Source organism: Bradyrhizobium sp. YCK136 (assembly GCF_044570075.1).
Taxonomy (GTDB): domain Bacteria; phylum Pseudomonadota; class Alphaproteobacteria; order Rhizobiales; family Xanthobacteraceae; genus Bradyrhizobium; species Bradyrhizobium diazoefficiens.
On the sequence record NZ_CP172424.1, the window covers coordinates 1,665,204 to 1,679,418 of the forward strand.

At 65.2% G+C, this 14,215-nt stretch carries 11 protein-coding genes; 5 read left to right on the top strand and 6 right to left on the bottom strand.

The window, feature by feature from the left end:
• Position 1: 1 nt before the first annotated feature.
• The 4 genes from ACFLEY_RS07875 to ACFLEY_RS07890 all read right to left on the bottom strand — a co-directional run bounded on the left by ACFLEY_RS07875 (position 2) and on the right by ACFLEY_RS07890 (position 3,333).
• Positions 2 to 880: a branched-chain amino acid ABC transporter permease gene (locus tag ACFLEY_RS07875; RefSeq protein WP_011090549.1), complete on the bottom strand. Its 879-nt coding sequence runs from the start codon at positions 878 to 880 to the stop codon at positions 2 to 4.
• Positions 881 to 892: 12 nt separating this feature from the next.
• Positions 893 to 1,606: an ABC transporter ATP-binding protein gene (locus ACFLEY_RS07880; RefSeq protein ID WP_011090548.1), complete on the bottom strand. Its 714-nt coding sequence runs from the start codon at positions 1,604 to 1,606 to the stop codon at positions 893 to 895.
• Positions 1,603 to 2,400 carry an ABC transporter ATP-binding protein gene (locus tag ACFLEY_RS07885; RefSeq protein ID WP_011090547.1) on the bottom strand — a complete coding sequence of 266 codons (798 nt, stop codon included), beginning with the start codon at positions 2,398 to 2,400 and terminating at the stop codon, positions 1,603 to 1,605. Before ACFLEY_RS07885 ends, ACFLEY_RS07880 begins: the two co-directional genes overlap by 4 nt.
• Before the next feature lie 66 nt (positions 2,401 to 2,466).
• The gene (locus ACFLEY_RS07890; protein ID WP_028173799.1) at positions 2,467 to 3,333 is read right to left on the bottom strand and encodes an IclR family transcriptional regulator; all 867 of its coding nucleotides are present in this window, start codon (positions 3,331 to 3,333) and stop codon (positions 2,467 to 2,469) included.
• A gap of 130 nt (positions 3,334 to 3,463) precedes the next feature.
• On the opposite strand from ACFLEY_RS07890, the gene ACFLEY_RS07895 reads away from it, so the two are divergent.
• The 5 genes from ACFLEY_RS07895 (at position 3,464) to pimD (ending at position 11,179) form a co-directional block, all read left to right on the top strand.
• Positions 3,464 to 5,560, top strand: a complete 2,097-nt coding sequence (locus ACFLEY_RS07895) for a 3-hydroxyacyl-CoA dehydrogenase NAD-binding domain-containing protein (protein ID WP_211434045.1) — start codon at positions 3,464 to 3,466, stop codon at positions 5,558 to 5,560.
• A 145-nt stretch (positions 5,561 to 5,705) separates the two neighbouring features.
• On the top strand, positions 5,706 to 7,388 hold the full coding sequence (pimA, locus tag ACFLEY_RS07900) for a dicarboxylate--CoA ligase PimA (RefSeq protein WP_396604592.1): 1,683 nt from the start codon (positions 5,706 to 5,708) through the stop codon (positions 7,386 to 7,388).
• The gene (locus ACFLEY_RS07905) at positions 7,385 to 8,572 is read left to right on the top strand and encodes an acetyl-CoA C-acyltransferase (RefSeq protein ID WP_060908877.1); all 1,188 of its coding nucleotides are present in this window, start codon (positions 7,385 to 7,387) and stop codon (positions 8,570 to 8,572) included. Before pimA ends, ACFLEY_RS07905 begins: the two co-directional genes overlap by 4 nt.
• A 142-nt stretch (positions 8,573 to 8,714) precedes the next feature.
• Positions 8,715 to 9,905 carry a pimeloyl-CoA dehydrogenase large subunit gene (gene pimC / locus ACFLEY_RS07910; protein WP_060908876.1) on the top strand — a complete coding sequence of 397 codons (1,191 nt, stop codon included), beginning with the start codon at positions 8,715 to 8,717 and terminating at the stop codon, positions 9,903 to 9,905.
• 131 nt (positions 9,906 to 10,036) lie between these two features.
• Positions 10,037 to 11,179 (top strand): pimeloyl-CoA dehydrogenase small subunit, encoded by a 1,143-nt coding sequence (pimD, locus tag ACFLEY_RS07915; RefSeq protein ID WP_060908875.1) that lies wholly within the window; start codon positions 10,037 to 10,039, stop codon positions 11,177 to 11,179.
• A gap of 318 nt (positions 11,180 to 11,497) precedes the next feature.
• Here pimD and ACFLEY_RS07920 read toward each other — a convergent pair whose 3' ends face one another.
• Complete coding sequence (locus tag ACFLEY_RS07920; protein WP_060908874.1) at positions 11,498 to 12,589, bottom strand: TRAP transporter substrate-binding protein; 1,092 nt, start codon at positions 12,587 to 12,589, stop codon at positions 11,498 to 11,500.
• A 296-nt stretch (positions 12,590 to 12,885) separates the two neighbouring features.
• Positions 12,886 to 14,199 (bottom strand): NAD(P)H-dependent oxidoreductase, encoded by a 1,314-nt coding sequence (locus ACFLEY_RS07925; RefSeq protein ID WP_396604964.1) that lies wholly within the window; start codon positions 14,197 to 14,199, stop codon positions 12,886 to 12,888.
• Between the last annotated feature and the right edge of the window lie 16 nt (positions 14,200 to 14,215).

The window sequence follows — 14,215 nt, forward strand, 5'->3', positions numbered from 1 at the left end:
ATCAAACTCGCTTGACGATGTGCCGGCCGAACAGACCAGCGGGTTTGACGACCAGGACGGAGATGATCAGCGCGAGCGCGATCGGGAGTTTCAGCTCGTTGCCGACGCCGGGGATGTAGGTGCCGGCGAGGTTCTCGAAGATGCCGACCAGGAAGCCGCCGACCACGGCGCCGAACGGGCTGGTCAGTCCGCCCAGCACCGCGGCGGCAAAGCCGTAGATCAGCACGCCGCCCATCATGTTGGGCTCGAGGAACACCACGGGCGCGATCAGCATGCCGGCGATCGAGCCGATCGCGGACGCCATGCCCCAGCCGAGCGCGATCATCCAGCTCGTGTTGATGCCGACGAGGCGCGCCGATTCAGGCACCGAGGCGGCCGCGCGCATGGCAAGGCCGATCCGCGTGTACTGGAAGAAGAAATACAGGCCGAGCAGCAGCAGCACGGTGACGCCGATCATGCCGGCCTGGTGGGTCGAGATCAGCTGGCTGCCGAGGAACGGCGAAGAGCCGAACGGGGTCGGATATTGCTTGATGGTGAAGTCCCAGATCAGGCCGGCCGAGGAGTTGATGATCGCGAACAGCGCGATGAAGCCGGCGACGTTGGTCAGCACGGGCGCCTTCGCCAGCGGCTTGAACAGGATGCGCTCGATCGCGATGCCGCCGACGAAGGAGAGCGCCAGCGTGATGACGAAAGCGGCCCAGTAGGGGATGCCCCACTGCATCAGCTGCCAGGAGATGAAGGTCGAGAACATCGCCATCTCGCCCTGCGCGAAGTTGAGATGGTCGATGGCCTGGTAGATCATGACCACGGCGAGCGCCATGCAGGCATAGATCGCGCCCGTGGCGATGCCGGCCAGCACTTGATTGGTGAAAAGCTCCATCGTGCCGGCTCCTCAGTAACCCAGATAGGATTTGCGGATTTCTTCGTTGTTCGCGATGTCCTTGGCGTTGCCCGACATCACGATGCGGCCGGTCTCGATCACGTAGGCCTGGTCGGCGAGCTCGAGCGCGAGCTGGGCGTTCTGCTCGACCACCAGGATCGACACCTTGTCCTCGCGGTTGATCTTGCCGAGGATGCCGAACAGGTCGCGCACGACGAGAGGGGCGAGGCCGAAGGACGGCTCGTCCAGCAGCATCAGGCGCGGCCGCAGCATCAGGGCGCGGGCGACCGCGAGCATCTGCTGCTCGCCGCCCGAGAGGGTGCCGGCCTGCTGGGTGTGGCGCTGCTTGAGCACCGGGAAATGCGCATACATGCGCTCGATGTCGGAGACGATGCCGGCGCCGTCCTTGCGGGTGATCGCTCCCAGCTGGAGGTTCTCCTCCACCGTCATGTTGGTGAAGGTGCCGCGGCCCTGCGGCACATGGGCGATGCCGAACCGCACGATGCTCTCGGTGGAGCGGTTGTTGAGCGGCTTGCCGTCGAACTCGATTCCGCCGGTCGAGCGCACCATGTTGCAGATCGCGCGCAGCGTGGTGGTCTTGCCGGCGCCGTTGGCGCCCAGCAGCGTCGTCAGCGAGCCCTCGTTGAGCGAGAAGGACAGGCCATGGAGCGCCTGGACCTGGCCGTAATAGGCGCGCAGGTCCTTGACGTTGAGCAGTGTCGTCATTGGTCCTTGCTCCCGAGATAGGCCTTGATGACGTCGGGGTCCGCCTGCACCTGGGCGGGGGTGCCTTCCGCGAGCTTCTTGCCGAAATTGAGCGCGACGACGTGGTCGGCGATCGACATCACGAGGCCCATGTGGTGCTCGACCAGCAGCACGGTCATGTGGCGGTCGTCGCGGATGCGGCGGATGAGGTCGCCAAGCACGTAGACTTCCTCGTGATTGAGGCCGCCGGCCGGCTCGTCGAGCAGCAGGATCTTCGGATCGGCCGCCAGTGCGCGCGCCAGCTCGACGCGCTTCTGCGTGCCGAAGGGCAGGCCGGACACGACGGTGTGCGCGACCTCCTCGAGGTCGAGATAGGCGAGGATCTCGTACACCTTCTTGTTCACGTCGTTCTCGCTGCGCCGGACCCAGGCCAGTCTCAGGGAGTCGCTGATGATGTCGCTGGAGGTCTTCGAATGGGCGCCGACGCGGACGTTGTCCATCACCGAGAGGTTCGGAAACAGCGCCACGTTCTGGAAGGTGCGGCCGATGCCGATCTCGGCGATCCGGTGCGGCGGCCGCGACAGGATGCTCGCGCCCTCCATCAGGATGTCGCCGGACGACGGCTGGTAGAGCCGCGAGAGGCAGTTGAAGAGCGTCGTCTTGCCGGCGCCGTTGGGGCCGATCAATCCGAGGATCTGGCCCTTGTGCATGTCGAAGGACACACCGTTGAGCGCGATGATGCCGCCGAACACGACGCTGACGTCGCGAACCGCGAGCAGGGGCGATGTCCCCTGCGCGAGCTGTGCCTGCGTCATCTCGTCTCGCCCACAAATTTCAGTGGGCGACGGGGCGATGCGAACCGCTCCCGATCATGACAAAGGCTATCTGAACCCCTCGGCCACACGCGCAACTTTTCCTCCTGATTTCAGCTTTTTGCTGACTTCTTTTTTGGAATGCGGCATCAGACCCCCGAGTGCCGCTTCGATGTTCCTTACCATCGCTAAGAGACGCGGTCCAATGTCGTTGATCAAACGCTCTTCCGTGAAGCGGAATGCGGGCGCACCGCAATTGAATGCGTAAGGTCCGGTTCCATCGTTGAGCTTGAGCGCGACGCCGGCGGCGCCGATGTCGTCGTGCCAGTCGCCGACGGAAATCGCAAAGCCGTATTTCGCGACGGTCTCGCCGGAACGTTCGAGGCCATCGCGCATCTTCGGCCAGCGGCTGCCGTAATGTTCGCGCAGGACGCGCGACAGCTCGGCGCGATCTTCGTCAGCCAGCGCCCAGAAATAGGCGCGGCCCATGGCGCTGGTTGCAATCGGCACGCGGGAGCCGACGTCAAGTTGAACGCCGACCGTCTCGCTGCCGCGGCTCTGCCCGAAATAGATCATGCTGTGACGGTCGCGGCCCCCGATCGCGACCGCGCCGCCGGTCGCGCGCATCACTTCCTCGCGAAACGGTTCGGACAAATGCCGAACGCCGAGATTGGATAACGCCGCATAGCCGAGCGCCATCGCGGCCGGCGCGAGCTGGTACTTCTCGAAACGGGGAACCGGCGTCAGATAACCGAGCTTCGTCAACGTGTAGGTCAGGCGCGAAACGGTCGGCTTGGGCAGATTGGTGCGGGCCGCGATCTCCTGATTGCCGAGAAGGCCGTCGCTGGGTTGGAATGCGCGCAATACATCAAGTCCGCGGGAAAGCGCGACGACGAAATTCCGATCGGTCGCAGTCTTCTTTCCTGTACGCTTCATCCCTGATCTGCTTCTTGCGCGGAGTCGTTGACAACGTCCGTGCTTCAAAATAACCCTGCCGTCAAGATGCGGAATTAAATTCCGCACCGCGAAATCGAACAAAAGTAAATCCCCACCAAGGAGGGAAACCGTGAGCGAAGTGGTCAAGCTTGAGCGTCATGACGAAGTCGGGATCGTCACGGTCAACAGCCCTCCGGTCAATGCGCTGAGTGCCGCAGTCCGCGGTGGCATTTTGGAGTGCATCAAGGCCGCGGTCGCCGATCCCGCGATCAAGGGCATCGTGCTGATCTGCGCCGGCCGCACCTTCATCGCCGGTGCCGATATCACCGAATTCGGCAAGCCGCCGAAGGCGCCCGCCCTCAACGACGTGCTGTCCGAGATCGAGAACTCGCCGAAGCCGGTCGTTGCCGCAATTCACGGCACCGCGCTCGGCGGCGGCCTCGAGGTCGCGCTGGCCTGTCATTTCCGCGTTGCGGTGAAGGAGGCCAAGCTCGGCCTGCCCGAGGTGAAGCTCGGCCTGCTGCCGGGCGCCGGCGGCACCCAGCGCCTGCCGCGCGCGGTCGGCCCCCAGCTCGCGGTCAAGATGATCGTCGGCGGCGATCCGATCGGTGCGGCGGAAGCGCTCAAGAACGGCCTGATCGAGGAGATCGTCGAGGGTCCAGCCTTCGGCGGCGAAGCCTTCGTCCGCAAATTGCTGGCCGAGAAGCGTCCGCTGCGCCGCCTGCGCGACGACGATTCCAGGCTCGCGGCCGCCAAGGCCGACCGCTCGATCTTCACCAATGCGGTCGCCGCCATGACCAAGAAGTCGCGCGGGCTGGAGGCGCCGTTCGCGGCCGCCGACGCGGTCGGCTACGCCATCGATTTTCCGTTTGACGAGGGCCTGAAGAAGGAGCGCGAGGGCTTCCTCAAGCTGGTCGCCAGCGACCAGTCCAAGGCGCAGCGCTACGCCTTCTTCGCCGAGCGTGAGGCCGCCAAGATCGCCGGCGTGCCGGAGGGCACCAAGTCTCGCCCCGTCAACCGTGTTGCCATTCTCGGCGCCGGCACCATGGGCGGCGGCATCGCGATGTCGTTTGCCAATGCCGGGGTTCCCGTCACCCTGATCGAGACCGGCGAGGAGCAGCTCAAGCGCGGCCTCGGCATCATGCAGAAGAACTGGGAAGCGACCGCCGCGCGCGGCGGCATCCCGGCGGACGCGCCCGCCAAGCGCATGGCGCTGATCACCAGCGTCGTCGGCATCGAGAATGTCGGCGATGCCGACCTCGTCATCGAGGCCGTGTTCGAGACCATGGCGGTCAAGAAGGAAGTGTTCGGCAAGCTCGACCAGTTTGCGAAGCCCGGCGCCGTGCTCGCCTCCAACACCTCGTATCTCAACATCGACGAGATCGCGAAGTCGACCAAGCGTCCGCAGGACGTGCTCGGCATGCACTTCTTCTCGCCGGCCAACGTCATGAAGCTGTGCGAGATCGTGCGCGCCGACAAGACCGCGCCGGATGCGCTGGTGACCGCCGTCACCATCGCGCGCAAGATCGCGAAGGTGCCGGCCGTGGTCGGCGTCTGCGACGGCTTCGTCGGCAACCGCATGCTGGCGCAGCGCGGCAAGCAGTCCGAGAAGCTGCTGTTCGAAGGCGCCTTGCCGCAGCAGGTCGACGCGGTCGTCACCAAGTTCGGCATGCCGATGGGGCCGTTCGCGATGGGCGACCTCGCCGGCCTGGACATCGGCTGGCGCTCGCGCAAGGACCGCGGCATCAAGTCCGAGATCGCGGACGCGCTCTGCGAAGCCGGCCGCTTCGGCCAGAAGACCGGCAAGGGCTATTACAAGTACGAAGCCGGCTCGCGTTCGCCGCTGCCCGATCCGGAGGTCGAGAAGCTGATCGACGAGACCTTGCTGCGTCTCGGCCGCAAGAAGCGCGCCGTCAGCGACGAGGAGATCCTCGAGCGCATGATGTATCCGATGATCAACGAGGGCGCGAAGATCCTCGAAGAAGGCATCGCGGCGCGCCCCTCCGACATCGACGTGGTCTGGCTCTACGGCTATGGCTGGCCGATCTACCGCGGCGGCCCGATGTTCTGGGCCGACACCGTCGGCCTCAAGCACATCGCCGATCGCCTCGCGTTCTACGCCAAGGAGACCAACGACCCCAGCCTCGAGCCCGCGCCGCTGCTGAAGAAGCTCGCGGCGGAGGGCAAGACCTTCGCGTCGCTGGCGGCGGCGTCGAAGGCGGCGTGATGGCCGCTGGCTATCCTCTCGTCATTCCGGGATGGCCCGAAGGGCCAGACCCGGAATCCATTTCGCCTTCGAGTATGCTGCTCGATGGATTCCGGGTTCGCGACTTTGTCGCGCCCCGGAATGACCACTGAGTGTGATGTAGTAAATGACCCATCCCGGCGAACAGTTTTATCCCGAGGGCGTGCGTTGGGACGACACCATCGTCCAGGGCACGCTCCCCGACCTGCTGTCGAAAGCCGCCGCCGATTACGGCCCGCGCACCGCGCTGGAATTCCGCGAACGTCCGATCAGCTACACCGAGCTTGCCGCGATGGCCGAGCGTGCCGCGGCGGCGTTCCTCCGCGCCGGCTGCGGCAAGAACGCCTCCGTCGCGCTGTTCCTCGGCAACACGCCCGATCACCCCGTCAATTTCTTCGGCGCGCTGAAGGCCGGCGCCCGCGTCGCGCATCTGTCACCGCTCGACGGCGAGATCGCGCTGACGCACAAGGTGTCCGACTCCGGCTCGCGCCTGCTCGTCACCTCCAACCTCGCCGCGCTGCTGCCGACGGCGCTGAAATTTTTGGAGAAGGGCCTGATCGATCGCCTCGTCGTCTGCGAAGACGACAATTGGGGCAAGATCGGCACGCCCCAGGCCGCGATCCCCACTGATCCCCGCATCGTCACCTTCAAGACCTTCGTCGAAGGCGCCACCGCGCCGGCAGAATGGCCGCAAGTCACCGCCGACGACGTCGCCCTGCTGCAATATACCGGCGGCACCACCGGCCTGCCCAAGGGCGCGATGCTCACGCACGGCAATCTGACGTCGGCGGTGTCGATCTACGACGTCTGGGGCAAGCCATCGCGCGCGAGCCGCGGCGACATCGTCGAGCGCGTGATCTGCGTGCTCCCGCTGTTCCACATCTACGCGCTCACCGTCGTGCTGTTGTCCTCGCTCCGCCGCGGCAATCTGATCTCGATCCACCAGCGCTTCGACGTCGAAGCTGTCATGCGCGACATCGAGGTCAAGCGCGCCACCTATTTCCCGGGCGTGCCGACGATGTGGATCGCGATCGCGGCGCTGCCTGATCTGGACAAGCGCGATTTCTCCTCGCTTGCGACGATCGGCTCCGGCGGCGCGCCGCTGCCGGTTGAGATCGCGAACTTTTTCGAGCGCAAGGTCGGCAAGAAGCTGCGCAGCGGCTGGGGCATGACCGAGACCTGCTCGCCCGGCACCGGCCATCCGCCCACCGGCCCCGACAAGCCCGGCTCGATCGGGCTGATGCTGCCTGGCATCGAGCTCGACGTCGTGTCGCTGGAGGATCCGACAAAAGTGCTGCCGCCGGGCGAGGTCGGCGAGATCCGCATCAAGGGCCCGAACGTCACCAGGGGCTATTGGAACAAGCCCGAGGGATCCGCGGAGGCTTTCATTGACGGCCGCTTCCTCACCGGCGACATCGGCTATGTCGATACCGACGGCTATTTCTTCCTGGTCGACCGCAAGAAGGACATGATCATCTCCGGCGGCTTCAACGTCTATCCGCAGATGATCGAGCAGGCGATCTACACCCTTCCGGGCGTGCACGAGGTGATCGTGCTCGGCATTCCCGACCAGTACCGGGGCGAAGCCGCAAAAGCCTTCATCAAGCTGAAGCCCGACGCAAAACCGTTCTCGCTCGACGAACTGCGGGCGCAGCTCGCCGGCAAGGTCGGCAGGCACGAAATGCCTGTAGAGGTCGAGTTCGTCGACGATTTGCCGCGCACGCCGGTCGGAAAACTGTCGCGTCACGAATTGCGCCAGCAGCAGAAACCGTCACAATCCACTAAAACCGCATCAGGAGGTCGTTCTTGACCGACGCCGTCATCGTTTCCACCGCCCGCACGCCGATCGGCAAGGCCTATCGCGGCATGCTCAACGCCACCGAGGGCGCCACGCTGCTCGGCCACGCCATCGGCGAAGCCGTTGCCCGCGCCAAGGTCGATCCGAAGGAGGTCGAGGACGTGGTGATGGGCGCCGCCCTCCAGCAGGGCGCGACCGGTGGCAACATCGCACGCAAGGCGCTGCTCCGCGCCGGCCTGCCCGTCACGGTCGCCGGCACCACCATCGACCGGCAGTGCGCCTCGGGCCTCCAGGCCATCGCGCTCGCCGCGCGCTCGGTGATCTTCGACGGCGTCGAGATCGCAGTCGGCGGCGGCGGCGAGTCGATCTCGCTGGTGCAGAACGACAAGATGAACGGCTTCCACGCCCAGGACCCGGCGCTGCTCAAGATCAAGGGCGAGGTCTACATGCCGATGATCGACACGGCCGAAATCGTCGCCAAGCGCTACGGCATCTCGCGCGAGAAGCAGGACGAATATTCGCTGGAGAGCCAGCGCCGCACCGCGGCCGCGCAGCAGGGCGGCAAGTTCAAGGATGAGCTCGCGCCGATCACCACGCAGATGGCGGTCACCGACAAGGCGACCGGCGCCGTGTCGATGAAGGAGGTGACGCTGTCGCAGGACGAGGGCCCGCGCCCCGAGACCACGGCCGAAGGCCTTGCCGGTCTCAAGCCCGTGCGCGGCGAAGGCTTTTCCGTCACTGCCGGCAATGCCAGCCAGCTCTCGGATGGCGCCAGCGCCTCCGTCATCATGAGCGACAAGGAAGCCTCAAAGCGCGGCCTCAAGCCGCTCGGCATCTTCCGCGGCTTCGTCTCGGCCGGCTGCGAGCCGGACGAGATGGGCATCGGCCCGGTCTTCGCCGTACCGCGCCTGCTGAAGCGCCACGGCCTCACCGTCGACGACATCGGCCTCTGGGAGCTCAACGAAGCCTTCGCGGTGCAGGTGCTGTATTGCCGCGACAAGCTCGGCATCGACCCCGAGAAGATCAACGTCGATGGCGGTGCGATCGCGGTCGGCCATCCCTACGGCATGTCCGGCGCGCGCCTGACCGGCCACGCCCTGATCGAAGGCCGCCGCCGCAAGGCCAAGTATGCGGTCGTCACCATGTGCGTCGGCGGCGGCATGGGCGCGGCCGGGTTGTTCGAGGTGTTGCAGTAATTTTCTGTCGTCCTGGCGAAAGCCAGGACCCATACTCCGCAGCAGGAGTTTGGCGGACAGACAGCAGTTGCCTTCGCAAAACGAAGGCTGGTGGTAATGGGTCCTGGCTTTCGCCAGGACGACGGGGAAACAGGAGGATCCGATGGATCTCGCATTCACGAAGGAAGAGCAGGCGTTTCGCGAGGAAGTGCGGTCATTCTTCCGCGGCAACGTGCCGCCGGATACGCGGCGCAAGCTGGTCGAGGGCCGCCACCTCTCGAAGGACGAGATGGTGACGTGGTGGCGCATCCTCAACAAGAAGGGCTGGGGCGTCAGCCACTGGCCGAAGCAATATGGCGGCACGGGCTGGACGTCCGTGCAGCACTACATCTTCAACGAGGAGCTGCAGTCCTATCCGGCGCCGCAGCCGCTCGCCTTCGGCGTCAGCATGGTCGGCCCCGTCATCTACACCTTCGGCAACGAGGAGCAGAAGAAGAAGTACCTGCCGCGCATCGCCAACGTTGACGATTGGTGGTGCCAGGGCTTCTCCGAGCCCGGCTCCGGCTCTGATCTCGCCTCGCTGAAGACGAAGGCCGAGCGCAAGGGCGACAAGTGGATCATCAACGGCCAGAAGACCTGGACGACGCTGGCCCAGCACGCCGACATGATCTTCTGTCTCTGCCGCACCGACGCGACCGCCAAGAAGCAGATGGGCATCTCCTTCATCGTGTTCTCGATGAAGTCGAAGGGCGTCACCGTGCGCCCGATCCAGACCATCGACGGCGGCGTCGAGGTCAACGAGGTGTTCTTCGACGACGTCGAGGTGCCCTACGAGAACCTGATCGGCGAGGAGAACAAGGGCTGGGATTACGCGAAATTCCTGCTCGGCAATGAGCGCACCGGCATCGCGCGCGTCGGCGTCTCCAAGGAGCGGCTGCGCCGCATCCGCGATCTCGCTTCCAAGGTCGAATCCGGCGGCAAGCCGATCATCCAGGACGCCGCCTTCCGCGAGAAGCTGGCGGCCTGCGAGATCGAGCTGAAGGCGCTCGAGCTGACGCAGCTCCGCGTCGTCGCCGACGAGGGCAAGCACGGCAAGGGCAAGCCCAATCCGGCTTCCTCGGTGCTGAAGATCAAGGGCTCCGAGATCCAGCAGACCACCACCGAGCTGCTCATGGAAGTGATCGGTCCGTTCGCCGCGCCCTACGACGTGCACGGCGACGACGGCTCCAACGAAGCCATGGAGTGGACCGCCCAGATCGCGCCAAGCTACTTCAACAACCGCAAGGTCTCGATCTACGGCGGCTCCAACGAGATCCAGCGCAACATCATCGCCAAGGCGGTGCTGGGGCTCTAAACGTCATTCCGGGGCGCGCGCCAGCGCGAACCCGGAATCTCGCGCCACAATCTCTGGATTCCGGGTCCCCGCGCTATCGCGCGTGTCCCGGAATGACGAAGCAAAAATTCCGGGTACGAGGAACCAAAGAAATGGATTTTGATCTGTCCGAGGAGCAGCGGCTTCTCAAGGAAAGCATCGACGGCCTGCTGACCGATTCCTACGATTTCGAGAGCCGCAAGAAGTACATGAAGGAGAAGGGCGGCTGGAGTCAGGCCGTCTGGGGCAAGCTCGCCGAGCAGGGCCTGCTCGGCCTGCCGTTCGCGGAGGCCGATGGCGGCTTCGGCGGCGGCGGCGTCGAGACCATGATCGTGATGGAAGCGCTCGGCAAGGCGCTGGTGCTCGAGCCCTATCTCGCGACCGTCGTGATCGGCGGCGGCTTCCTGCGTCACGCCGGCTCGGATGCGCAGAAGGCTGCGCATGTGCCCGGGATCATCGACGGCAGCAAGACGCTTGCGTTTGCCCAGCTCGAGAAGAACTCGCGCTACGATCTGTTCGACGTCTCGACGACCGCGAAGAAGAAGGCCGACGGCTGGATCATCGACGGCGAAAAGTTCGTCGTGCTCAACGGCGAGAACGCCGCCACGCTTCTCGTGACCGCCCGCACCAGGGGTGACCGCCGCGACAAGACCGGGATCGGCGTGTTCCTGGTCCCGGCGAATGCCAAGGGCGTGACGAAGAAATCGTACCCGACCCAGGACGGCCTGCACGCCGCCGACATCACCTTCACTGGTGTCGAGGTGGGCGCGGATGCCGCGATCGGCAATCCCGAGGATTCGCTCGCGCTGATCGAACGCGTCGTTGACGAAGCTCGCGTCGCGCTTTGCGCCGAGGCGGTCGGCCTGATGGACGAGTCGCTCAAGACCACGGTCGAGTACATCAAGACGCGCAAGCAGTTCGGCGTCGCGATCGGCTCGTTCCAGTCGCTCCAGCACCGCGCCTCCGACATGTTCGTCGCCGCCGAGCAGGCACGCTCGATGTCGATGTTCGCAACCATGGCGAACGACTTCGAGAACGCCAAGGAGCGCTCCAACGCGATCGCCGCGGCCAAGGTGCAGATCGGCAAGTCGCTGAAATTCGTCGGCCAGCAGTCGATCCAGCTCCACGGCGGCATCGGCATGACCATGGAGGCGAAGATTGGCCACTATTTCAAGCGCCTCACCATGATCGAGAACACCTTCGGCGATACCGACTATCACCAGCGCCGCGTCGCGGATGCGGGCGGGTTGGTCTAGCGCGCGACGAGATAAGCTTGATTGTTGCAACGACGGAGGTGCACTCCCTCTCCCGCTTGCGGGAGAGGGGGGGAGAGGGTGTTTCCGCAATGGGACAATCCCCAAGAGGAGAAAGCCCTCACCCGGCGCTTCGCGCCGACCTCTCCCGCAAGCGGGAGAGGTAAGCGAGCCGCAGCGATCGATTTAACCTAAAGCCATTCCGCTCTAGCCGCACGACGGCTATCATGCCTCCCCGCGCAAGCGGAAAAACCAAAGCGAAAGCCCCGGAGACATCTCCGGGGCTTTCGTCGATCCTGACGTCGTTCGCCGTTCGGCGCCTCACGTCCGCGTGCGCATCCGCATCATGAAGCTGTCGTAGCTGAGCTCGGCGACCTGCATCCAGGCGAGCGATTCGTTCCGGAATGCGGACAGGCTCGTGTACATCTTGGCGAAGTGCGGGTTGGTCTTGGAGAGATCCGCGTAGATCTCGTTCGCGGCGCTGTAGCAGGCCTCCAGCACCTCCTGCGGGAACGGCTTCAGGATCGCGCCGGCCACCAGCAGGCGCTTCAGCGCCGGCGGGTTGACGTAGTCGTATTTCCCGGTGACCCACGTGAAGGTATCGCGCGAGGCGATCTCGATCGCGGCCTGGTAGTGCTTGGGCAGCGCGTTCCACTTGTCGAGATTCATGATGTTGTGGCACTGGCCGGTGCCTTCCCACCAGCCCGGATAGTAGTAGAATTTCGCGACCTTGACGAAGCCGAGCTTCTCGTCGTCATAGGGCCCGACCCATTCGGCCGCGTCGATCGTTCCCTTCTCCAGCGCCGGATAGATGTCGCCGCCCGCGATCTGTTGCGGCACGCCGCCGACCTTGGCGATGATCGTGCCGGCGAAGCCGCCGACGCGGAATTTCAATCCCTTGAAATCCTCCATCGACTTGATCTCCTTCCGGAACCATCCGCCCATCTGGGCGCCGGTCGAGCCGGTTGGAATGCCGACCGTGTTGTATTCCTTCAGGAGGCCGTTGAGCAACTCGGTGCCGCCGCCGAACAGCAGCCAGGAAATATGCGCGCGCGTGTTCAGCCCGAACGGCAGCGACGTGCCGAAGGTGAAGGCGGGATTCTTGCCCCAATAGTAATACAACGCCGTGTTGCCCATCTCGACGGTGCCGTTCGACACGGCGTCGAGCACCTGCAGGCCCGGGACGATCTCGCCGGCTGCGAACGGTTGGATCTGGAATTTGTTGTCGGTGACTTCGGCGACGCGCTTGCAGAAATATTCACAGCCGCCATAGAGCGTGTCGAGCGCCTTGGGCCAGCTCGCGGCGAGCCGCCATTTCACCTCCGGCGCCGACTGAGCGATCGCCGGTGCGGCAACGGCCGTGCTTGCCGCTAGCCCAGCGCCTGTCACTTTCAAGAAATCACGACGTTTCATGCGTAGCCCTCCATTGCGCCGATTCCTCGACAAGGGGAACGATCTTCTGTCGTCCTTGCTTCGCCGATACCGACGGGGTGTTGTGACGATGTGGGTGTTTCCGCTGGCCCTTGAGGGCTCTTTGTGGATCCCGTGCGTTGCGGTTCCGCTAGCGAGGATGACCGGGAGGCTCGCGAGAATCAAGCCTCGTGCCGCCCTCGCAAGTGCGAACGCCGGCGAAGCAGGCGGCCTATGCCTCTCCCGCGAGCGGGAGAGGTGAGGGAGCTAGCGGCGCAGGTCCTTCAATCCAACACGCCTTAACCCTCTTTCGCGAACGCCGCTTCCATCGCCTTTCGCGTCCTGATCGTCTCGTTGCCGGCGTCGAACTCGACGTCGTCCCAGCGCACCACCGTGCCATGCGCAACGTCATGTTTCAGCTTCACGCGATGGGCGAGCCCGATCGGCAGCGCGCCGGCCTTGAGGCTCGCGGCCGCCGGCACCAGCTTGCCCCACACGGTGTAGCCGCCTTCGCCGTCGAGCATTTCGCCGGCGCGCAAGGCCCGCTTGGCCACCGCTGCGACATCGCCGCGGAAGCCGTGGGGCTGGCCGGTCGGCTCGCCCCGCAACGCGGCTGACAGCACCGAGATGTTCAGCTCGAGCCCGATCAGGTGATAGGGCTTGTACATCGCAGCAAAGCGTCCGCTGGAATCGGTCTTGAGGCCGTACTGCTTGAAGCAGTCGGCGGCATAGTCGTTCGGAGCCTCCAGCACGACATAGACACCCCAGCGCAGGTCGCGAAACACCGGCCGTCCATCGCGTTCGAGCGAGGAGACGACTTCCACCACGCCGGAGCGCTCCAGCACGCCGCCACGCGAACGTGGCCGCATGATGTGCGGAAGATCGTCGACGCCGCAGGGCGGAAACAGCAGTCCCTCCGCCGGCACGTCGAGGCCACAGGCATTGGCGATCGCGGCCATCTCGATCGCCGACTTGGTGCCGTCGAGGAAGGAGTTGAACATCTGCGGGTTCATGCCGGCCGACTGTGCTTCGCCGGCGGTCAGGCCGTAATGCTGCCAGACGCCGTCCGGCGTCACGTCGTGATAGGCCGGCAGATATTTCGTACCCTTGCCGGCGGCGACGACGCGAAAGCCGGTGGCGCGGGCCCAGTCGACCATCTCCGCCGTCAATGCCGGCTGGTCGCCATAGGCGAGCGAATAGACCACGCCCGCCTTGCGCGCCTCCTCGGCGAGCAGCGGGCCCGCCAGCACGTCGGCCTCGACATTGACCATCACGATATGCTTGCCCGCCGCGATCGCCGCGCGCGCGTGCCTGATGCCGACGGCCGGGTTGCCGGTCGCTTCCACCACCACGTCCATTGCGCCGCCGGCAATGGCGCGTGCGCCGTCATCGGTGAACACGGTCGCGGCGATCCGCGCCGCATCCCAGCCGACTGTGCGGCAGGCCTCGCGCGCGCGGTCGCGGTCGATGTCGACGATGATGGGCACCTCCAGCCCCGGCGTGTGCGACACCTGCGCGAGAAACATCGAGCCGAATTTGCCCGCGCCGATCAGCGCGACACGGACAGGCTTGCCGGCGGACGCGCGGGCCTGGAGGAGGCGGAAGAGGTTTATGGGAAACATCCAAGAG